Origin of the sequence: Gordonia sp. (in: high G+C Gram-positive bacteria) (genome assembly GCF_052106715.1) — a bacterium.
Classification (GTDB): Bacteria; Actinomycetota; Actinomycetes; order Mycobacteriales; family Mycobacteriaceae; genus Gordonia.
The window spans coordinates 114,099-134,564 of the sequence record NZ_JBQEDL010000007.1 but is presented as its reverse complement, the minus strand read 5'-3'; the positions used below and the strand labels follow the sequence as shown (position 1 = coordinate 134,564).

The 20,466-nt window shown below is 67.3% G+C and carries 15 protein-coding genes and 1 riboswitch; of the genes, 7 read left to right on the top strand and 8 right to left on the bottom strand.

What is annotated here, in order from left to right; all coding sequences use genetic code 11:
- Nucleotides 1-1,398: MmgE/PrpD family protein (locus ACTIMF_RS05735; RefSeq protein WP_442349313.1), on the bottom strand; the 1,398-nt coding region annotated here is incomplete at its 3' end.
- 119 nt (nt 1,399-1,517) lie between these two features.
- Here ACTIMF_RS05735 and ACTIMF_RS05730 point away from each other — a divergent pair.
- Complete coding sequence (locus tag ACTIMF_RS05730; RefSeq protein ID WP_442349312.1) at nt 1,518-2,915, top strand: short-chain fatty acyl-CoA regulator family protein; 1,398 nt, start codon at nt 1,518-1,520, stop codon at nt 2,913-2,915.
- Nucleotides 2,916-2,950: 35 nt separating this feature from the next.
- On the opposite strand, the gene ACTIMF_RS05725 is transcribed toward ACTIMF_RS05730, so the two are convergent.
- Nucleotides 2,951-4,180 carry a PucR family transcriptional regulator gene (locus tag ACTIMF_RS05725; protein ID WP_442349311.1) on the bottom strand — a complete coding sequence of 410 codons (1,230 nt, stop codon included), beginning with the start codon at nt 4,178-4,180 and terminating at the stop codon, nt 2,951-2,953.
- Nucleotides 4,181-4,311: 131 nt separating this feature from the next.
- Here ACTIMF_RS05725 and ACTIMF_RS05720 point away from each other — a divergent pair, with 131 nt between their 5' ends.
- Nucleotides 4,312-5,883: a flavin-containing monooxygenase gene (locus tag ACTIMF_RS05720; protein WP_442349310.1), complete on the top strand. Its 1,572-nt coding sequence runs from the start codon at nt 4,312-4,314 to the stop codon at nt 5,881-5,883.
- Nucleotides 5,884-5,893: 10 nt separating this feature from the next.
- On the opposite strand, the gene ACTIMF_RS05715 is transcribed toward ACTIMF_RS05720, so the two are convergent.
- Nucleotides 5,894-7,117, bottom strand: a complete 1,224-nt coding sequence (locus ACTIMF_RS05715; RefSeq protein WP_442349309.1) for an acyl-CoA dehydrogenase family protein — start codon at nt 7,115-7,117, stop codon at nt 5,894-5,896.
- 64 nt (nt 7,118-7,181) lie between these two features.
- Here ACTIMF_RS05715 and ACTIMF_RS05710 point away from each other — a divergent pair, with 64 nt between their 5' ends.
- The gene (locus ACTIMF_RS05710; protein ID WP_442349308.1) at nt 7,182-8,396 is read left to right on the top strand and encodes a serine hydrolase domain-containing protein; all 1,215 of its coding nucleotides are present in this window, start codon (nt 7,182-7,184) and stop codon (nt 8,394-8,396) included.
- A 27-nt stretch (nt 8,397-8,423) separates the two neighbouring features.
- Here ACTIMF_RS05710 and ACTIMF_RS05705 read toward each other — a convergent pair whose 3' ends face one another.
- The 4 genes from ACTIMF_RS05705 to ACTIMF_RS05690 form a co-directional block, all read right to left on the bottom strand.
- On the bottom strand, nt 8,424-9,185 hold the full coding sequence (locus tag ACTIMF_RS05705) for an 8-oxoguanine DNA glycosylase OGG fold protein (protein WP_442349307.1): 762 nt from the start codon (nt 9,183-9,185) through the stop codon (nt 8,424-8,426).
- Nucleotides 9,186-9,246: 61 nt separating this feature from the next.
- Nucleotides 9,247-9,624, bottom strand: a complete 378-nt coding sequence (locus tag ACTIMF_RS05700; protein ID WP_442349306.1) for a histidine phosphatase family protein — start codon at nt 9,622-9,624, stop codon at nt 9,247-9,249.
- 104 nt (nt 9,625-9,728) lie between these two features.
- The gene (locus ACTIMF_RS05695; protein ID WP_442349305.1) at nt 9,729-10,544 is read right to left on the bottom strand and encodes a CbtA family protein; all 816 of its coding nucleotides are present in this window, start codon (nt 10,542-10,544) and stop codon (nt 9,729-9,731) included.
- 24 nt (nt 10,545-10,568) lie between these two features.
- Nucleotides 10,569-10,796, bottom strand: coding sequence for a CbtB domain-containing protein (locus ACTIMF_RS05690; RefSeq protein ID WP_442349304.1), 228 nt, complete (start codon nt 10,794-10,796; stop codon nt 10,569-10,571).
- A gap of 39 nt (nt 10,797-10,835) precedes the next feature.
- Nucleotides 10,836-10,954, bottom strand: a riboswitch (cobalamin riboswitch).
- Nucleotides 10,955-11,010: 56 nt separating this feature from the next.
- On the opposite strand from ACTIMF_RS05690, the gene ACTIMF_RS05685 reads away from it, so the two are divergent.
- Nucleotides 11,011-15,690 carry an ATP-dependent helicase gene (locus tag ACTIMF_RS05685; RefSeq protein WP_442349303.1) on the top strand — a complete coding sequence of 1,560 codons (4,680 nt, stop codon included), beginning with the start codon at nt 11,011-11,013 and terminating at the stop codon, nt 15,688-15,690.
- Nucleotides 15,691-15,693: 3 nt separating this feature from the next.
- Nucleotides 15,694-16,488 (top strand): DNA-formamidopyrimidine glycosylase family protein, encoded by a 795-nt coding sequence (locus ACTIMF_RS05680; protein WP_442349302.1) that lies wholly within the window; start codon nt 15,694-15,696, stop codon nt 16,486-16,488.
- 167 nt (nt 16,489-16,655) lie between these two features.
- Here the strand turns inward: ACTIMF_RS05680 and ACTIMF_RS05675 are convergent, their stop codons facing one another.
- Entirely contained in the window at nt 16,656-18,398 is a 1,743-nt protein-coding gene (locus tag ACTIMF_RS05675; RefSeq protein WP_442349301.1) for a glycerol-3-phosphate dehydrogenase/oxidase, read from the bottom strand.
- A gap of 66 nt (nt 18,399-18,464) precedes the next feature.
- Here ACTIMF_RS05675 and glpK point away from each other — a divergent pair, with 66 nt between their 5' ends.
- Together glpK and ACTIMF_RS05665 are read left to right on the top strand one after the other, a co-directional pair.
- Nucleotides 18,465-19,973 carry a glycerol kinase GlpK gene (glpK, locus tag ACTIMF_RS05670; RefSeq protein WP_442349299.1) on the top strand — a complete coding sequence of 503 codons (1,509 nt, stop codon included), beginning with the start codon at nt 18,465-18,467 and terminating at the stop codon, nt 19,971-19,973.
- Between the two features lie 66 nt (nt 19,974-20,039).
- Nucleotides 20,040-20,381, top strand: coding sequence for an ArsR/SmtB family transcription factor (locus ACTIMF_RS05665; RefSeq protein ID WP_442349298.1), 342 nt, complete (start codon nt 20,040-20,042; stop codon nt 20,379-20,381).
- Nucleotides 20,382-20,466: the final 85 nt, after the last annotated feature.

Genomic DNA, 20,466 nt, shown 5'->3' with positions numbered 1-20,466 from the left:
GGCCGCGGCCGTGAACCTCGCCTGCTCGGTCGGATCGACGACTCCGTCGGCCATGCGGGCGAACTTCGCGAGGTACTGGTCTCGGGCGAACGGCCGGGCGCCGAGTGGGTGGGCGTCCGCGACCGCGAGTTCGTCTTCGATGACCTCGCCGCTCTTGAGCGTGACGACGGCGCGAGCACCGAACGCCTTCTCGTTCGGATCCGCGGAGTGGTAGCGGCGCGTCCACTCGGGGTCTTCGACGGTGGAGATCTTGTTCCACAGTTCGACGGTGTCGGGTCGAGCCACCCGCTCGGGCGCGTACGAGCGCTCGTGATCCCAGTCGCCGTCCTGCAGTGCGACGGCGAAGATGTACATCACCGAGTGGTCGAGCGTCTCCCGGCTGGCGGTCGGATCGAACTTCTGCGGGTCGTTCGATCCGGTGCCGATCACATAGTGGGTGTGATGGCTGGTGTGCAGGACGATCGACGCGATCTGGTCGAGGTCGCCGATACGCTCGCGCATGCGACGAGCCAGGTCGATCGGCGCCTGACTCTGGTATTCGGCCGAGTGCTCCTTGGTGTAACTGTCGAGAATCGCGCGCTTGGCCTCGCCCGGCCCGGGAAGCGGAATCGTGTACGTCGCGTCCGGTCCGCCGAGCATCCAGGCGATGACCCCGTCCTCGCCCTCCCAGATGGGTGCCGGAGCGCCCTCGCCGCGCATCGCGCGGTCGACGGCCTCGACAGCGATCTTGCCCGCGTGGGCCGGTGCGTACGCCTTCCAGCTGGAGATCAATCCCTTACGCGACTGGCGAGTGGCGGTCGTCAGGTGCAGGGCCTGACCGACGGCCTGATAGATGGTGTCGACGTCGAGGCCGAGCATGGTGCCGATACCCGCGGCCACCGACGGTCCCAGGTGTGCGACGTGGTCGATCTTGTGCTCGTGCAGGCACATACCGCGCACCAGATCGATCTGGATCTCGTATGCGGTGGCCAGGCCGCGGATCAGGTCGTCGCCGCCCGCACCGGTCCGCTGCGCGACAGCGACCAGCGGCGGGATGTTGTCGCCAGGATGCGAGTACTCGGCGGCGAGGAAAGTGTCATGGAAGTCGAGTTCGCGAACGGCCACGCCGTTGGCCCACGCGGCCCATTCCGGCGCGTACCGTCCGCCTGTTCCGAACACCGTTGAGCCGTTCTCCAGCGGGCGCGCCTGCGCTTGGCGACGGGCGCTCGTCACCGGGCGACGGGCAACGGACGCCGTGCTCACCGCAGCGTTGTCGACAATGCGGTTGACGATCATCTCAGCCGTGTCCGCGGGCACCTCCACCGGGTCGACGGCGACCTGAGCGATCTTGTAAGCGAGATGCTCGGTAACGGGGAATTCGTCTGCGCTGCGGCGTGTGTGCACTTCGTGGTTGATCATGTTTGCACCGTACGCAGAACGTGATGACCAGCGAAAGACCTGGCAGATGCGTATTTATGCGGACGCATCCATCATGTTCTGCGTATGTTGCGTACGCCCGGTGGCGTAATGTCACGCTCATGGCAAAGGCATACGTCGGCGCTCGACTACGCCGATTGCGCGCTGATCTCGGCATCAGCCAGGCGGCGCTCGCGCGGCGTGTGGATCTGTCGACGACGTATGTGAATCAGTTGGAGAACGACCAACGGCCCATCACGGTGTCCGTCCTGCTGAATCTCACGTCCGCGTTCGACCTGCCCGCCGACTTCTTCGCCGACTCGGGGGACGCACGACTATCTGCGGACGTCGCGGACGCGCTCCTCTCCCACGGCGAATCGGCCGACCGCGCGGAGATCACCGAACTGGTCTCCCGGATGCCGTCGGTGGGACGCACCCTGGTCAGCCTGCACCGCAGACTGACCGCGGCGACCACGGCCTTAGAGGACCAACGATCGGCCGACACCGTGGTCCCAGAAGTCCCGGTGACTCCTTTCGAGCAGGTCCGCGACTACTTTTACGATCGCCGCAATCACATCGCCGAACTCGACGCTGCCGCCGAGCACCTGTTCACCGAGGCCGGGTTCTCAGTCGGCGGTCTCGATCTTCAGTTGGCGCAATACCTCGACAACACCTACGGGATCCGCGTCGCGATCGGATCGTCGACCGATCCGTCGACCGCGAAGCGTCGATTCGATCCGGAGTCGGCGACCCTCACCCTGGCCCGACGCCTGACCGCCGGGCAGCGCGCATTCCAATTGGCCACCCAGTTGGCGCTGCTCTCGCACGCCGAACAGATCGACGCCCTGATCGCGGCGTCGACGGTGGCCCAGACGTCGCGGGCCGTCCTGCGGGTCGGGTTGGCGAACTACTTCGCGGGCGCACTCGTCCTCCCCTACGGCCTGTTCGCCTCCACCGCACGCGAACTGCGCTACGACGTCGGTCTGCTCGCTCGACGTTTCGAAGTCGGTTTCGAGACGGTCTGTCACCGACTCTCGACGCTGCAGCGCCCCGGCGACCGTGGAATTCCGTTCATCTTCGTCCGGGTCGACCGCGCCGGGAACATCTCCAAGCGACAGTCCGCGACAGCGTTCCACTTCTCGCGCGTCGGCGGCAACTGCCCACTCTGGGTGGTGCACGACGCGTTCTCGATGCCGGGACGAATCCACACGCAGGTCTCCGAGATGCCAGACGGCCGCCAATACTTCTGGCTCGCGCGCACCACCGATCCCGCGCCAGGCAGCCACCTGTCGACGACCTGCGAGTTCGCGATCGGTCTGGGGTGCGACCTCGCCCACGCCGACGAACTCGTCTACACGACGGGTATCGACCTCTCAGATCCGCGCACCGTCGTCCCAATCGGCGGAGGCTGCAAGGTCTGCGACCGCCCGGCATGCTCACAACGCGCGTTCCCGATGCTCGGCCACGGCATCGCGATCGACGAACTCGTCAGCGACTCGATCCCCTACCGTCCCGCGTAACCGCCTTCTCGCTCAACGGGCCACACCGGAGCCGCTCACGCAACCCAGTCGAGCAACTCGAGGGCGACGGCGACGTGTACAGCGTTCTCGCGCAACGGAGTCGGGAGCAGAGAGTCGGCACGGGCCAGACGACGGAGCACCGTGTTCCGGTGCGTGAACAGTGCGGACGCGGTCTCGCTGACTCGGCAACCGGAGGCGAACCACTCCCGGACGCACGCCAATACCTGTTCGTCTGCGGCCCTCAGCTCGCCGAGGGTCGACGCGACGAATTCGTCGGCCGCGGCCGGATCTTCGCCGAGCAACACGACGAGCCGCACCTGCTCGTACCTCGCGACCCGCCTCGACGATCGCGATCGCCGCAACAGCCGCCGAACCGCAAGCGCCTGGAAGTGGCTCGTGCGAAATCCGTCCCGGTCCTCGCCCGCCGAGCCGATCGCGACACGGACGCCGGGATGCCTCGACGCCACCTCGCCCAACGACGCCTCACCCAATGCCACCTCGGCAGTCGGCAGCCACACCCACAGCTCGGATGCTCCCGAGACCACGACGAGCCGCCTCGTCACACCGCTCGCCTCCATGATCGACTCGCACGTCGCCTCCAGTTCCTCCGGCGGTGTGCTCGGATCACCGATCAGCACCATCGCCGTATGCGGGCCGTCGAGTCGATAGCGCAACTGTCGTTCGGCTCGATCCTTGGCGATCGGCGCACCTTCGAGCACCAGCGCGACGGCGGCGCGCCGCTGAGCGTGCGTGTCGGCAGCGAGTTCGGCGCGCGCCGTCTCGATCAGTTCGGCGAGCGCACGAACGGTGTCGTCGATGAATTGTGTGATCGACGCCGAGGTGACTTCGAGTAGTTCCCGGAGAAGTACCGGATCATCGGTGAGGCCGAAGCATATCTGCATCCACAGCCGCCAGGCGACGTTCTGGGCGGTCCGAAACGAGTCCAACGACCCGGAGTCGAACCCGCGGCGTGCGAGATCTCGAATGTAGGCGCGCGCCTCCTCGGTGATGGCGACGGGCACCCGCGCTCCCGGTTCGACCATGTTGACCGCAGCCCAGTGCGAGAGGTTGCCTGCGTTGATCCGCAACGCGACCTCGAGGAGTTGCGAGTCGCCCGCGACAGGCTGCATCCCGGCACCGCTGAGCGCTGCCGCATTGAGCTCGTCGATCCATTCCGGTGGCGCATCGATCACGGCCCGAACTCCGGCCCGAATCAGTTCGGCAACGGCATCGTTGACCGGGGTATCCACAGGGAACTGCTCCATCTGGTGCATTATGCACCACAGTCGCCGGATAACTGGTGTGTTCAACACTTGCGCAGACCGTATTGTCACAACGATCATTGATATACAAGTTCTCGCTCGTACCGAGGAATCTCGACAAGAACGGACAGCCCATGACCACTGACTCTCTCCTCACCGACGGCCCGCTGGACGTCCTGGTACTCGGGGCAGGCATCTCCGGGATCGGCGCGGGCCACTACCTGCGGACCGAGCACCCGTCGAAACGTTTCGCGATCCTCGAGTCCCGTGACGTCGCGGGAGGTACGTGGAATCTGTTCAAGTACCCCGGCATCCGTTCGGACTCGGACCTGAACACGTTCGGCTACGAGTTCAAGCCCTGGCGCGACCCGCAGGCGATCGCCGACGCGCCGCGCATCCTCGACTACCTGCACGAGGCGATCGCCGAGGACGATCTCGACGACGTCATCGTCTACAACCGCCGGGCCACCTCCGTCGACTGGTCCGAAGCCGAGCAACTGTGGAACGTCACCGTCCACCGCAACGACGTCGACGACGATTTCGTGATCACGGCCCGCTGGATCTTCTCGGGTACCGGTTATTACAACTACGCTGAGGGTTTCACCCCTGAGTTCCCCGGCATCGAGAAGTTCACCGGCCACGTGGTACACCCGCAGCACTGGCCCGAGGACCTCGACTACGCGGGCAAGAAGGTCGTCGTCATCGGCTCCGGCGCGACCGCGGTGACCCTGGTCCCGTCGATGGCCGACAAGACCGAGCACGTCACGATGCTGCAGCGCACCCCGACCTACGTGATCCCACTCCCTCGCGAGGACGTGATCTCTAACGCGATGAAGCGGGTCCTCGGTCCCGAACGCGGCTACGCCCTCAGCCGAGGAAAGAACATCCTGCAGCAGAAGATCGTCTTCAACCTCTGCCAGCGGTACCCGAAGTCCGCGCGCAAGATCATCCGGGCGACCAACGCTGCGCAACTGCCGAAAGACTTCGACATCGACACCCACTTCAATCCGCCGTACAACCCGTGGGATCAGCGGCTGTGCGTCGTGCCCGACGGCGACCTGTTCAAGGCCATCGGCAAGGGCACCGCATCGATCGAGACCGGGCGCATCAAGACGTTCACCGAGAACGGCATCCTCCTCGAGGACGGCACCGAACTCGACGCCGACATCGTCGTCACGGCGACCGGCCTCAACCTGCAGCTCTTCGGCGGTATGGACATCAACATCGACGGTGAGAAGGTCGACCTCGCGAACACCGTCGCCTACCGGGGCATGATGCTGTCGGGCATCCCGAACTTCGCCATGGCGATCGGTTACACAAACTCGTCGTGGACGCTCAAGATCGGGCTGCTGTGCGAGTACTTCTGCCGCATGCTGACCTACATGGACGCTGCCGAGTACACGTCCGTGCGTGCCGTCGCCGACCCGGAGATGCCGACTCGCCCGCTCCTCGACTTCGCTGCGGGCTACGTCCAACGCGCTCTGGACTGGCTACCCAAGCAGGGGACGCAGGCCCCGTGGACCATGACGATGGCAGTCTCTGCCGACGTCAAGCAACTCCGTAAGGGCGACGTCGTCGACGCCTACCTCGACTACCGTCGCGCCGAGGTCCGAGCTGCGGCCGCGGGGGGGTTGTCCCCCCGCCCCGACCCGCACCGTTGTGGGGGGCGGGGCGGTTCCCGCGCGGCCGCCCCCACTCGTGGATGAATCAGCGACTTCAGGCGAGCAGACCCTTCGCGACGTGTGTCACCTGGATCTCGTTCGACCCGGCGTAGATCATCAACGACTTCGCGTCGCGCGCCAGACGCTCAACCGTGTACTCGGCCATATAGCCGTTACCGCCGAACAACTGGACCGCCTCCATCGCGACCTCGGTCGCCGCCCGCGATGAGTACAGCTTCATCGCCGACGCCTGCGCGAGTGTCGGCGGCTTGCCCGCCTTGGACGCCTCCATCGCGACGAACAACATGTTCTGCACGTTGAGCCGCGCGATCTCCATCTCGGCGAGTTTGAGCTGGATCAGCTGGAATTTGCCGATCTCCTGACCCCACAGCGTGCGACTCTTCGCATACTCGATGGACAGCCGCTGCGCCTCGTTGATGATGCCGAGCGAGAGCGCCGCGATGCCGATCCGTTCGGCGGTGAAGCCCGACTTCGCGCTGTCGCCGCCCCGCTTGTCCGTGCCGGTGTCCTCGGTCTCACCGAGAAGGCGGTCGGGCGTCACCCGGACGTCGTCGAAGAACAGTTCGCCCGTGGGCGAACTCATCATGCCCATCTTCTTGAACGCTTTGCCGCGGGTCAGCCCCGGCATATCGCCGTCGAGCACGAATGTCAGCACCTTGCGGTCCCGGATCGGCGTGCCGTCGCCCTCGTCGAGCTTGGCGAACACTACGATCGTGTCGGCGTACGGACCGTTGGTGATGAACGTCTTGTTGCCCTTGAGAAGGTAGTCGTCGCCGTCCCGCCGGACGGACGTCTTCATCCCGCCGAGGGCGTCCGAGCCGCTATCGGGCTCGGTGATCGCCCACGCGCCGACCGTGCGCATACTGAGCAGGTCGGGCAGCCACCGACGCTTCTGTGCGAGTGTGCCGCGGCTGCGGATCGTCGACGCGGTCAGTCCCATCGACACGCCCATCGATCCGATGGTTCCGAGACTGACACCAGCCATCTCCATGTTGAGGATGAGGAACATCGAGTTCGCGAGGGTCGTCGACCCGCCACCCGGGGCACGGGGCTCGCCGGCCTCCTCCGCCGCGAGTTCCTTCTCCAGACTCTCGACGTTCATCGTGTCCATACCGAAAGTCGCCAACATCTTGCGGATGATGTCGTACGGCGGGAGTTGACCGGTCTCGAGTTCGTCGACATGGGGCTTCACCTCCTTCTCGATGAAACCGCGGATGGCGTCACGCACCATCAGGTCTTCGTCGGACCACTCGAACATGCGACCTCCAAGGAATTGAAACGTGTTCTATCTTGATCACGACACTAGCGCCCGAGCAGCGAGCATGCCTAACCCCGGCCTCATCCATCGCCCTGATTCGCTTACTGCGCAGGACATATCGGCGGTGACCCGGGTGGGCGACGAGTCGCCCGACCGCGCCGAGACCTCACCGATCTGGGCCGCCGCGGAACACTGGTACGCGGGCGGACTCCAGCCTGCGATCCAGGTATGCGTGCGCCATTGCGGCGACGTCGTCGTCGACCGCTCCATCGGACATGGCCGCAGCCTGCTGGAGCCTGTCACCACCTCGACACCGTTCTGCCTGTACTCCGCGTCGAAGTTGATCGCCGCGGTCGCCGTCTGGCGACTCGTCGAGCAGGGTCGACTCCGGTGGTCCGACCGGGTGGCCGACCTGATCCCCGGATACGGCGCACGCGGAAAGGCGACGACGACGCTCGATCACGTGATGACGCACCGTGCGGGGATCCCGTTCGCGCTCGGCGGGACGGCCGACCGATCACGCGCCGATGACCGAGCCTTCGTGCGAGATGCTCTGCGCCGGATGCCTGCCATGCATCGCCCCGGACTGATGCATTTCTATCACGCGCTCACCTGGGGTCCCGTCGTCCGCGAGATCGTCGAAGTGGCAGCCGAACGTCCGATGCGCGAGTACATCGCCGACGAGATCACCGGGCCGCTCGGGCTGCGGTGGACCACTATCGGCGTCACACCGCAGGACGTCTCGAAGGTGGCCCCCAGCCACGTGACCGGGCCGCGCGTCGGCATCCCCGTCGACACCGCGTTCCGGCTCTCGACGGGGCGGACGCTCACGGGAATCGTCGACGACTCGAACACTGCCGAGTTCTTGACCAGCACGGTCCCCTCGTCGAGCGGAGTGTCGAACGCGACGGAACTGTCTGCACTCGCCGAGACCCTGCTGCGCGGCGGCGAACGGAACGGAGTGCGCATCCTGTCCGAGGAGACCATCGTTGCGGCGCGCAGACAGCGCCGCGTGCTTCGGCCCGACGTCGCGACCGCGGGCATGCCGCTGCGTTGGGGCACCGGCGTCATGCTCGGCTCCCACTACTTCGGCCCGTTCGGGCGTCGTGCGCCCGAAGCGTTCGGGCACACCGGACTCACCCAGATCGCGATGTGGGCCGACCCGCAACGCGACCTCGCCGTCGCGATCGTGAGCAGCGGCAAACCTCTGGGCGACGTCGGCGGCCGGTACCGCGGCCTCATCGACACGATCGCCGCAGCGTTCGGACGGCACAACTGAGGGACGTCGGCGCCGACGCAGAAAGTCTCACCATAGGAGCAACGCCTCCTGTCGATCGTGTCGGCCGAGGCGCCGGTGCCAGTCGCGGTTGAGCCAGAGTTCGACGATCTCGGGTTTGGTGCCCGCTTGCCCGGCCCAGCGCTCGATGACCCCGGAGTACCGGGCGTACGTCGTGACCGAGAACTGTGACGCTGCCCCGTCCCCCATCCAGCCGTACCGGACCATGCTCGACGCGGTGTACTTGTCGAGCAGCTGTGGCCGATCGCGTTCGTTGCCGTGGATCGCCCAGCTGTACAGCGACATCAGCGAATTCCCGACGCCCGGCGCCACCGGCCACCCCGACCACGAGCGGAATGCACCGGTCCACACCAGGGAGGGTTCGGCCTCGCACGCGTCGAGTGCCCGCGCGACCGTGTCGTACGGGTGGTACCTGTCGTGCGGGTCGCGGACGTCCAGGAATCGTCGGAAGCCGCCGCGGTCCCGATGCGAGCGCAGCCACGCGTCGCACAGGTACAGCCGGTTCAACGCGGGCTGAGGCCCGAGGTCGAGTGTGGTGCTCGACGCTTCGAGATCGCCGCGCCGGATGTGCCCGATCCCCGAGTCGATCTGCCGACCGTCGGCGTCCACCGCGTATACCCGTGCCGGGATCCGCAGTTCGGTCAGCCGAGCGTTCCACTTGTCCAGGTCGACCCGGGCATAGTCGTCCAGGACCGCTTCCGCGTACGGCTGGTGGTGACACCAGAGGACGCAGTCCTTCGGCACCGCCAGCTTCTCGTCACCCCGACTCATACCTGCATGGTGGCACCCGGCTACGACAATCCGCCGCCTCCGGCGAATCCCGCCGGGACGACTACCGACGGTGCACCGTGAGCACCGACGCGGGTCGCACGTCGACCGCGAAGTATCGCTCGGCGCTCTCGCACAGCATCGCTTGCGCCACCGGCGGGGCGACGATCAGGAAGTCTCCGCCCGTAGCCTCATCGAGCACAGCGTCGATCCGCGCGACGAACTCGCGGATCGTCTCTCCTCCGTGGGGGCGCGCATCCGGGTCGCCGAACCAGCGCGGCAGGTCGGCCGCGACCGACTCGGGCGACTGTCCGCGCCACCGTCCGACGTCGAGGGAGGCCAACGACGGGTCCGATTCTCTCGCCGCGCCGAGGATCTCGGCGGTCTGCATCACCGACTCCTCCGGCCCCACGCGGTAACCGGTGGCAGCGGGAAGCGCCAAGCCGGCGATGTCGAGGCGACCTCGACGGTCCAGTGCCTGGTGCTCGCCGCCGAACCGGACCGCACGGTTGGGGGCGGTCCGGCCCGCGACGACGACGGTGAGGCTCAGGCCGAGATCCGCTCGACCGATTCGGCAGCCGCCGCGACCGAGCGCGTGCGACGCATCATGACGCCGAGCAATCCGATGAAGACGATGGTCAGAACCGCCCACAGCAACACCTGGTTGGCGATCGCGTAGACGCGGAAGTCCGCGACAACCTGCCCGGGGAAACCAGGCGCGACGATCGTGTCGCCGTCCATGACCGGTCCCGGGACCTCTTTGAACTCGGGCAGCAACGCCGCGGTGATGGTCACGCCGATCAGGTAGACGACAGCGCCGACGATCCCGGCCCACCACGCGCCGATGCGCGCCGACAATGCGGTCGCGATCAGGACGCCGACGATGGCGAGTGCGATCGAGACGAGCGTGATCGTCAGGAAGGACCCCGAGCGCGACCCGATCGTGTCCTCTTCGCCCACCGCGGGCGGGTTCGGCGGGTACACGAAGAACGGGATGGCGATGACAGCGACGAAAGCGATTCCCGACAGTGCGGCGGCCACTGCGCGCGGATCGGTCGACGGACGGCGTCGCCCGAAATACGCCCACGCCACGGTGAACACGACGGCGAACAGTGCGCCGATCGCGAGTGCGAAGACCACGGTGCCGATACCGGCTCCGATGTTCTCCTGGACCGACCTGGTGAACAGTTCGTGCTCGTGGGCGTGCTCGCCGCTGAGCGTCTCTTCCGCGTGGGACCGGACTTCTTCGTAGTCGATCGCCTTGGCAACCTGCGGCTCGATGAAGATCCGGGCGAAGGTGTATGCGATGAGGCCGGCGATCAGACCTGAAAGTAGGCCTGCGCCGATGAATTTGCGTTCCATTTTCGGTTGTCTCCTCTGTCCGGTCTAGTGGCAGGGGAAGCCGAGGAAGTGCCGCGAGTCGTGGATGAACTCGTGGACGTGCGTGTCGTCACCGAAGATCGAGACCGCGCCCTGGTCGTAGCCGAGAAAGTAGTAGGCCAGCGCGGCCACCAGGACGGTCGCCGTCAACACCAGAGCGGTGGTAGCGGCCGAGACGTCAGGCACGGCGAGCGCGCGTGTCGCGTCCTTGGGTGAAACGGCGGAGACTGTCATGTCCAGTTCATCCTGTCCTCCGGATCGTGCGTCCGGCTCGTAGCGGCAGTACACCCGGCCGGTGACCTGGCTCGTCCCACTCGCAGGCGGGAACTCACAGTGGCGCGACCGCTTCGGATTCTCACCGAATTCCCCGCACCGGGATGTCAGAACCATACTCCTGCCCGCTGTCCGCGCTCACGCGGATCGTCCATTAGCGCGGATTGTCACAGGCATGCGTTTCAATGGTGGTGTGGCCCGAATCGACTCCGCCCTGGATCGGATGCAGCCAGCCACTCGGCGCTGGTTCACCGGAGCCTTCGCACGCCCGACGCCCGTGCAGTCGGGTGCTTGGGACTCGATCGCGAAGGGCGACGACACGTTGGTCATCGCGCCGACCGGTTCGGGTAAGACTCTCGCCGCGTTTCTGTGGGCCATCGACACCCTGACACGGGAGACCGGACCCGAGCGGTCGGGCGTCAGCGTCCTCTACATCTCGCCGCTGAAGGCGCTCGGCGTCGATGTGGAGCGCAACCTCGCCGCCCCGCTGACCGGGATCGCCCACGCCGCAGCCGAACTCGACGAGCCACCGCCGTCGGTCACCGTCGGCGTGCGGTCGGGCGACACTCCCGCCGCCGACCGCCGGGCCTTGCAGCGGTCGCCGCCGGACATCCTGATCACGACGCCCGAGTCCCTGTATCTGATGCTGACATCGTCGGCGCGATCGACGCTGACGAGTGTGCACACGGTGATCGTCGACGAGGTGCACGCCGTCGCGGCGACGAAACGCGGCACGCACCTCGCGCTGTCGCTCGAACGACTCGACGAGTTGCTGCCGCGCCGTGCACAACGTATCGGCCTGTCGGCGACGGTCCGTCCCGAGGAGCGCGTCGCCCGTTTCCTGTCGGGTTCGCAGCCGTGCACCGTCGTCAAACCGCGCGCGGCGAAGACCTTCGATCTCCGCGTCGAGGTTCCGGTCGACGATATGGCGAACCTTCCGACGCCGTCCGGCCCCGCCGGTTCTGACGACCTCGACGACGCCTTCTCGCCGACCGCTGGCTCGTTGTGGCCCTTCATCGAGGCGTCGATCGTCGACGAGATCGAGGCCAACCGGTCGACGATCGTGTTCGTGAACTCGCGTCGCCTCGCCGAACGGCTGACGGCCCGGCTCAACGAGATCGCCGCAGCCCGCGTCGGTGAACCGAGAGATCCGGCGAGGACCAATCCCGCTGTGCCGGGCGGGATGCCGTCGTATGTGTCCGGCTCCGGGACCAGTTCGGGCGCCGGCGCCAATGTTTCGGGCACCGGGAGCGGAGCGGTCTTGGCGCGTGCCCATCACGGGTCGGTGAGCAAAGACCAGCGCGCGGCGATCGAGGACGATCTCAAGTCGGGTCGGCTGCGGTGCGTCGTCGCGACGAGTTCGCTCGAATTGGGCATCGACATGGGTGCCGTCGACCTGGTGGTGCAGGTCCAGTCGCCTCCGTCGGTCGCGTCGGGACTGCAGCGCATCGGACGTGCGGGACATCAAGTCGGCGAGATCAGCCGCGGCGTCCTCTACCCGAAACACCGCACCGACCTCATTCATTCGACGGTGACCGTCGACCGGATGGGGCGCGGCGAGATCGAGGCGATCGCCGTACCCGCCAATCCGCTCGACATCCTGGCGCAGCAGACGATCGCCGCGACGGCGGCGCACGATGTGGACGTCGACGACTGGTATGCGACGGTCACCCGCGCGATGCCGTACACGGATCTGACTCGCGACGTCTACGACGGAGTCCTCGACCTGATCTCCGGCCGCTACCCGTCGGACGAGTTCGCCGAACTCCGCCCGCGCGTCGACTACGACCGCGCCGCCGGCGTACTGACCGCGCGACGCGGCACGCTGCGACTGGCCGTCACCTCCGGCGGGACCATCCCCGATCGAGGACTGTTCGGAGTGTTCTTAGCGGGCGCCGGCAGCGGAGCGAGCGGGCCCGACGCGGCGAGTGGAACCGGCGGCCAGCTTCGACGTGTCGGCGAACTCGACGAGGAGATGGTCTACGAGTCGCGGGTCGGCGACGTCTTCGCCTTGGGTGCGTCGAGCTGGCGTATCGAGGAGATCACACATGATCGCGTACTGGTGACGCCCGCGTTCGGCATGCCGGGTCGGCTGCCATTCTGGATCGGCGACTCACAGGGCAGGCCTGCCGAGCTCGGTGCGGCGATCGGTCGGTTCATCGGGTCGATCGCCGACGACGACAAGCTCGCGAAGCAGGCCGATCGACTGGGGCTTGGGCAGCGTGCCCGCGACAATCTGTCGTCGCTCCTGCACGAGCAGCGGGAGTCGACCGGCACCGTCCCGACCGACCGCGTGCTTGTGGTCGAACGGTTCCGAGACGAGCTCGGCGACTGGCGGCTCGTCCTGCACTCGCCGTACGGGCTTCGTGTCCACGCGCCGTGGGCGTCGGCGATCGCCGCGCAGTTGGCGGCACGTCTCGGAATCGACGGGGCGACGACGGCCGCCGATGACGGGATCATCGTCCGCCTCCCCGACACCGACGACTCTCCGCCGGGGGCCGAGGTCTTCGACGTCGACCCCGATCACGTCGAAGAACAGGTGACGCGAGCGTTGGCCGACACATCGATGTTCGCGTCACGGTTCCGCGAATGCGCCGCCCGCGCGTTGTTGCTGCCCAGACGGGACCCCGGCAAGCGGGCTCCGTTGTGGCAGCAGCGCCAACGCAGCGCGCAACTGCTGGCGGTAGCCGCCCAGTTCCCGGACTTTCCGATCATCCTCGAGACCGTCCGCGAATGCCTGGCCGACGTGTACGACCTGCCGGCACTCGTCGACCTGTTGACCCGCATCCGGTCGCGCAAGGTCCGGCTGGCCGAGGTCGAGACGGCGTCGCCGTCACCGTTCGCGGCGTCGATGCTGTTGGGCTATGTCGGCGCGTTCATCTACGACGACGATGCGCCGTTGGCCGAGCGTCGTGCCACTGCGCTCTCGCTCGACACTTCGCTGCTCGCGCAACTCCTCGGCCGCGTCGACCTGCGCGAGTTGCTCGACCCGGATGTGATCGCGACGGTCGTCGGCCGACTGCAGCGGCTGGTGCCCGAGCGGCGTGCGCGCGACACCGAGGACGTCGACGACCTGCTGAGATGGCTCGGACCGCTCACCGTCGCGGAGACAGCGGCACGCTGTCGTGACGACGTCGACGCGGCGGCCGCACTCGACGAGCTTGTGGCGTCGGGGCGCGCGATCGCGGTACGTCACCGCGGACGCGACGTCATCGCCGCGATCGGGGACGCAGCACGACTCCGCGACGGACTCGGTATCCCGCTCCCCCTCGGAGTCCCGACCGACTTCCTGAGCGCGGTCGCCGACCCGATCGGCGACCTGGTGCACCGCTTCGCGCGGACGCACGGGCCGTTCACCCTCACCGAGGCCGCCGACTCACTGGGAATGGCGCCCGCTGTGGTCACCGGCGCTCTCGACGGGTTGGCCGGCCGCCACATGGTGCTCGAAGGCGAGTTCGTGCCGCACCAGGATCAAGACGAGACCCAGTGGTGCCACAGCGAGGTCCTCGGACAGTTGCGGCGCGGATCGCTCGCGGCCGGTCGCGCAGAGGTCGAACCCGTGTCGACCGAAGCGTTCTCCCGCTTCCTTCTCGAGCGCCAGCACGTCGTCGACCGGTCCCGACTGACCGGGGTGTCCGGGGTCGCCGAGGTCGTCGAACAGCTTGCCGGACATCCGATCCCGGCGTCGGCCTGGGAGACACTCGTGCTGCCGACGCGGGTACGCGACTACCAGCCGTCGATGCTCGACGAACTCCTCTCCTCGGGCGAAGTCACCTGGTCCGGGCATGGTGCGATCGGCGGCTCGGACGGCTGGATCGCGCTACACCTGACCGATGCCGCCCCACTGACTCTCCGCGCCGCCGACAACGTCGAACTGTCGGCCGTCCACGAACGGCTCCTCACCGCGCTCGACGGCGGCCACGGGCTGCGGGCACAGGAACTGCGCGAAGCCGCGACGACCGACGATACGGCGATGCAGACCGCATTATGGGAGCTCGTGTGGTCCGGGCGGATCACGAACGACTCGTTCTCCGTGGTGCGCGCCGCCTTGAACCCGACGCGGTCCCGACCGTCGGCACCGTCGCATTCCTCGCGCGGGCGGGCTCCGCGCCTGCGCACGGCTCGGCTGTCTTCGCGTTATCTCGCCGGGGTCGACGGCGCCGCCGGCGTTCCGCCGCTGCTCGGCGGGCGGTGGTCCGCGCTGCGACGGCAGAGCATCGATGCCACCACGCAGGCCGCTGCGACGTGCGACATCCTGCTCGAACGGTTCGGCGTCGTCACCAAGGGCGCGGTGACCGTCAGCGAGATCGACGGCGGCTTCTCCCGGATCTACAAGGCGCTCACCGTCTTCGAAGACAGCGGGCAGGTGCGGCGCGGCTACTACATCGACGGCTTGGGCGGCGCGCAGTTCGCCGCCGGACACACCGTCGACCGTCTGCGCGACGAGGTCGACGTGCCGCGCGAGCGCCGAACCGAAGCGGTCCTGTTGGCGTCGACCGACCCGGCGAATCCGTACGGCGCAGCGTTCGCCTGGCCGTCTCAAACAGAGACTTCTGGGCACCGCCCGGGCCGTAAGGCCGGCGCGGTCGTCGTCCTGGTCTCGGGCGCCCTCGCGGTGTTCATCGAACGCGGCGGCAAGACGGTGCTGACATTCACCGACGACGTCGACGTTCTCGCGGTGGCTGCTGCCGAGGTGGTCGCAGCCGTTCGTGGCGGACGTGTGCCGCGCATCCACGTCGACCAGGTGAACGGCCGGCCGGTCCTCGCGACGGATTTCGGTCGTGCATTGAGCACCGCCGGGTTCTCCTCGACCCCGCGCGGGCTGCGAATGAACTACGACCCGAGGATGGGCTGAGGCGTGCCCGAAGGCGACACCGTCTTCGCCGCCGCGCACCGGCTCCGCGTCGGCCTGGCCGGAAAGACCTTGACACGCAGCGACTTCCGGGTGCCCCGCTATGCGACCACTGATCTGTCCGGGTGGGTGGTCACCGGTGTCCGCTCGGTGGGGAAGCACCTGTTCATCGACGTGTCCGCACGCGAGCGCACCGCGTCGATCCACTCACACCTGAAGATGGAGGGCCGCTGGCAGGTAGGCCCGCTCGGCACGCGGTGGCGCAGACCCAGGCACACCGCGCGGGTCGTACTGCGTACTGACGACATCGAAGCGGTCGGGTTCGATCTCGGGTTGGTCGAAGTCCTCACCGACCCGGCGACCGCTGTCGCGCACCTCGGGCCCGATCTGCTCGGCGACGACTGGGACGCCGCCACGGCCGTCGCGCACCTGGCCCGGTCGCCCGAGACTCCGATCGGCGTCGCCCTTCTCGACCAGCGGCTTCTCGCGGGCGTCGGCAACGTGTACCGCAGCGAGATCTGCTTTCTGCACCGTGTCCGTCCTACGACGCGGACAGGCGACGTCGATCTGCCTACGATCGTCGAGACGGCGCATCGTCTGTTGTGGGACAACCGACTTCGTCCGACCCGGTCGACCACCGGCGTCACCGCGCGGGGCCGCGAACTGTGGGTGTACGGGCGGGATCGACGCCCGTGCCGCAGGTGCGGCACCACCGTGGTCCGGGACGTGCTCGACGGATTCGACGGGCGGGGCGAGCGGAGCGTGTACTTCTGTCCCCGATGCCAGCAGGTAAGTCCCTAGCCACAGGCATTGTGGCGGGGAAGGATCGGGCGTATGACCGCGCATAACGACTCAGTGGCCGAGATGTCCGAGGCTCAGGCCTGGGAACTGCTGAGCGGCACCGTGTTCGGTCGCCTCGCGGTGAGCGTCGACGATCAACCGAAGAGTCTGACCGCGTCGTCAGCTGATCAGTCCGGGACCGGAACCGGTTCCAGGATCTCCTCGCGTGCCTCGGGAGCCGCGGCGCGCAGAGCGTCGGCGGACGCATCGTCGGGCTGACGCTGCGATTCGATCTCGGCGTTGACGCGGGCGGTGTAGGTGGCCACCTCCTGCTCGGTCTGCGCCTGGTCCCATCCGAGGACCGGGGCCATCAGCTCGGCGACTTCGTCGGCGCAATCGACGCCGCGATGGCTGTACTCGATCGCGATCCGGGTACGTCGAGCCAGGACGTCCTCCAGGTGAAGCGCGCCTTCGACGGCGACCGCGTAAACGATCTCGGCGCGCAGGTACTGCGGTGCAGCAGCCAGCGGGCGCAGCAGTGACTCGTCCTCGTCGGCGTAGTGCAGGACGTCGTCGAACGTCGAGCCGTACCGGTTGAGCAGCCGGCGGATCCGGTACGGATGCAGGCCGAACCGCTGCCCGAGATGCTCGCACTGGTTCACCAGGGCGAAGTAGCCGTCGGCCCCGATGAGCGGCACCCTCTCGGTGATCGACGATGCGACCCGCGAGGGCAGGTAGTCCACGCACGCGTCGACGGCGTCGGCGCCCATCACCCGGTACGTCGTGTACTTGCCGCCCGCGATCGAGACGAGTCCCGGAGCGACGACGGCGACGGCGTGCTCACGCGACAGCGTCGACGTACCTTCGTCCTCCCCTGCGAGCAGCGGACGGAGTCCGGCGTAGACGCCTTCGATGTCGTCGTGGGTCAGTTCGGTGACGAGTTCGGTGTTGACCCGGTCGAGGATGAAGTCGATGTCCTTGCGGGTCGCCGCCGGATGCGCGAGGTCCAGATTCCAGTCGGTGTCGGTGGTGCCGATTATCCAGTGCGTCTCCCACGGGATGACGAACAGCACCGACTCCGCGGTACGCAGGATGATCGCGCTCTCGCTGACGATCCGGTCGCGCGGCACCACGATGTGCACGCCCTTGGATGCGCGGACTTTGAAGTGCCCACGCTGCTTCGAGAGCGCCTGGACCTCGTCGGTCCACACGCCGCCCGCGTTGATCACGCAGTGCGCGGCGATCTCGGTCCGCTCGCCGGTCTCGCTGTCGCGAACCGTGACTCCCTTGATGCGGTCCGCCTCGGTGAGGAAGCCGACGGCCTGGGTCGAGGTGCGGATCACGGCGCCGTAGTTCGACGCGGTACGCGCCAGCGTCAGGCTGTGTCGGGCGTCGTCGACGACGGTGTCGTAGTAGCGGATACCGCCGATCAGCGCCCTGCGCTTGAGCCCGGGCGCTACGCGCAGTGCGCCGGAGCGGGAGACGTGACGCTGGCCGGGAACGGATTTGGCCCCGCCCATCCGGTCGTAGAGGAACAGACCGGCGGCGACGTACGGACGCTCCCAGATCCGTCGCGTCAACGGGTAGAGGAACGGCAGCGGCTTCACCAGGTGCGGCGCGAGGAGCCGCAGGGACAGTTCGCGTTCGCGGAGCGCTTCCCGGACCAGGCCGAACTCGAGCTGTTCGAGGTAACGGAGTCCGCCGTGGAACATCTTGGACGAACGACTCGACGTCCCCGACGCGATATCGCGGGCCTCGACGAGTGCGACGCGCAAGCCGCGGGTCGCCGCGTCGAGCGCCGCTCCGACGCCCACCACGCCGCCGCCGATGACGACGATGTCGAATTGCTCGCTGCCGAGCCGCCGCCACGCCTCGTCCCGGTATGCGGGGGTGAGGTCGGCGGGGCGGTCCGGATTGAACTCGGTCTCCATGCGCGCGAGCCTACTACGACGCAGGTGGGGCCTCGCAGGCGCGATGTGACATGACACACTGTGGCCGTGAGTTCACGCGGAAAGTACGTCGTCGCAATCGATCAGGGCACCACGTCCACGCGAGCAATGGTGTTCGACAGATCGGGTCGAGTGGTCGCGTCCGAGCAGCTGGAGCATGAGCAGATCTTCCCGCAGGCGGGCTGGGTCGAACACGACCCGATCGAGATCTGGCGGAACACCCGACGCGTCGCGGCAGCGGCCATGGCCGCTGTCGAACTGCTACCCGGCGACATCGTCGCGTGCGGCATCACCAATCAGCGCGAGACGACGGTCGTCTGGGATCGGGCCACCGGTGAACCGGTCCACAATGCCATCGTCTGGCAGGACACGCGGACCGACGCCCTGTGCAGAGAACTCGGCGGCGACGAGGGTGTCGACCGGTACCGCGGCCGCACCGGCCTGCCCCTCGCCGCCTACTTCGCGGGCCCGAAGGTTCGGTGGATCCTCGACAACGTCGACGGCGCTCGGGAGCGGGCCGAACGAGGCGAACTCGCGTTCGGCACGATGGACTGCTGGTTGGCGTGGCATATGACGGGCGGCGTCGACGGCGGTCTGCACATCACCGACGTCACGAACGCGTCGCGCACCATGTTGATGGACCTGAAGACGTTGCAGTGGGACGAGCAGATCTGCGACCAGATGGGCGTCCCGATGTCGATGCTCCCGGAGATCCGAAGCAGTTCCGAGGTCATCGCACCGCTGCGCTCGGCAGGCGCGCTCCCCGGCGTGCCGTTGGCCGGCATCCTCGGCGACCAGCAGGCTGCGATGTTCGGCCAGGCGTGCCTGGACCCGGGCGAGGCGAAGAACACCTACGGAACCGGCAACTTTCTGCTGCTCAACACCGGTACCGAAGCCGTCTACTCCGAGCACGGACTGTTGACGACGGTCTGCTACCAGATCGGCGACGACGACGCCCGCTATGCGCTCGAGGGGTCGATCGCGGTGACCGGCTCCCTCGTGCAGTGGTTGCGTGACAACCTCGGGCTCATCTCGAACGCCGCGCAGGTCGAGGAGTTGGCGCGGGGCGCCGACGACAACGGCGGTGTCTACATCGTTCCCGCGTTCTCCGGCCTGTTCGCGCCCCGATGGCGACCGGACGCACGCGGCGTCATCGTCGGCCTCACCCGTTTCGCGAACCGAAACCACATCGCCCGCGCTGTCCTGGAGGCCAGCGCCTATCAGACGCGTGAGGTGATCGAGGCGATGCAGGCCGACTCCGGCGTCACGCTGAACACGTTGAAGGTCGACGGCGGGATGGTCGTCAACGACCTGCTGATGCAGTTCCAGTCGGATATTCTCGACGTTCCCGTCGTGCGGCCCGTCGTCAACGAGACCACCGCGCTCGGCGCAGCCTATGCGGCCGGGCTCGCCGTCGGCTTCTGGGAGTCCACCGACGACATCCGCGCCAACTGGTCCGAAGGCGGCCGCTGGCGGCCGACGATGCCCGACGAACAACGTGACCAACTGTTCACCGGTTGGAACCAGGCCGTGGAGCACAGCTTCGGGTTGGCGTGAGGCGTCCCTATTCGCACCCTAATTCATACCCCTTGACATACAACCGATTAGTTGTATGTTTAATTCATGGCCGAGATCGACGAGGACAGAGCTGACGCCCTGTTCCACGCACTCGCCGACCGGACTCGACGCGACATACTGCGCCGCGTTCTGGCGGGCGAGCATTCGGTCAGCGCGTTGGCGGAGAAGTACGACATGAGCTTCGCCGCGGTACAGAAGCACGTCGCGGTCCTCGAGAAGTCGGGACTGCTGACCAAACGACGGGACGGGCGCCAACAGTTGGCGACCGGCGACGTGGCGGCTGTGCGTTCGGTGTCATCGATGCTGAGCGAGATCGAACAGATCTGGCGTGGCCGGGTCTCCCGAATCGACGATCTCCTCGCCGCCGACGACACTGAGAAACCCTGAACCTCAACGTATTTCACGAACTCTGGAGCACACTATGCCTGTCATCGACGCCACCCCCGACCTCGACAACCTAACTCTGACCATC

Excerpts from the sequence above, each read along its gene's own strand:
- ACTIMF_RS05730 (WP_442349312.1), top strand. The coding sequence starts at position 1,518 with ATGGCAAAGGCATACGTCGGCGCTCGACTACGCCGATTGCGCGCTGAT.
- ACTIMF_RS05725 (WP_442349311.1), bottom strand. The coding sequence starts at position 4,180 with ATGGAGCAGTTCCCTGTGGATACCCCGGTCAACGATGCCGTTGCCGAA.
- ACTIMF_RS05720 (WP_442349310.1), top strand. The coding sequence starts at position 4,312 with ATGACCACTGACTCTCTCCTCACCGACGGCCCGCTGGACGTCCTGGTA.
- ACTIMF_RS05715 (WP_442349309.1), bottom strand. The coding sequence starts at position 7,117 with ATGTTCGAGTGGTCCGACGAAGACCTGATGGTGCGTGACGCCATCCGC.
- ACTIMF_RS05710 (WP_442349308.1), top strand. The coding sequence starts at position 7,182 with ATGCCTAACCCCGGCCTCATCCATCGCCCTGATTCGCTTACTGCGCAG.
- ACTIMF_RS05705 (WP_442349307.1), bottom strand. The coding sequence starts at position 9,185 with ATGAGTCGGGGTGACGAGAAGCTGGCGGTGCCGAAGGACTGCGTCCTC.
- ACTIMF_RS05695 (WP_442349305.1), bottom strand. The coding sequence starts at position 10,544 with ATGGAACGCAAATTCATCGGCGCAGGCCTACTTTCAGGTCTGATCGCC.
- ACTIMF_RS05690 (WP_442349304.1), bottom strand. The coding sequence starts at position 10,796 with ATGACAGTCTCCGCCGTTTCACCCAAGGACGCGACACGCGCGCTCGCC.
- ACTIMF_RS05685 (WP_442349303.1), top strand. The coding sequence starts at position 11,011 with ATGCGTTTCAATGGTGGTGTGGCCCGAATCGACTCCGCCCTGGATCGG.
- ACTIMF_RS05675 (WP_442349301.1), bottom strand. The coding sequence starts at position 18,398 with ATGGAGACCGAGTTCAATCCGGACCGCCCCGCCGACCTCACCCCCGCA.
- ACTIMF_RS05665 (WP_442349298.1), top strand. The coding sequence starts at position 20,040 with ATGGCCGAGATCGACGAGGACAGAGCTGACGCCCTGTTCCACGCACTC.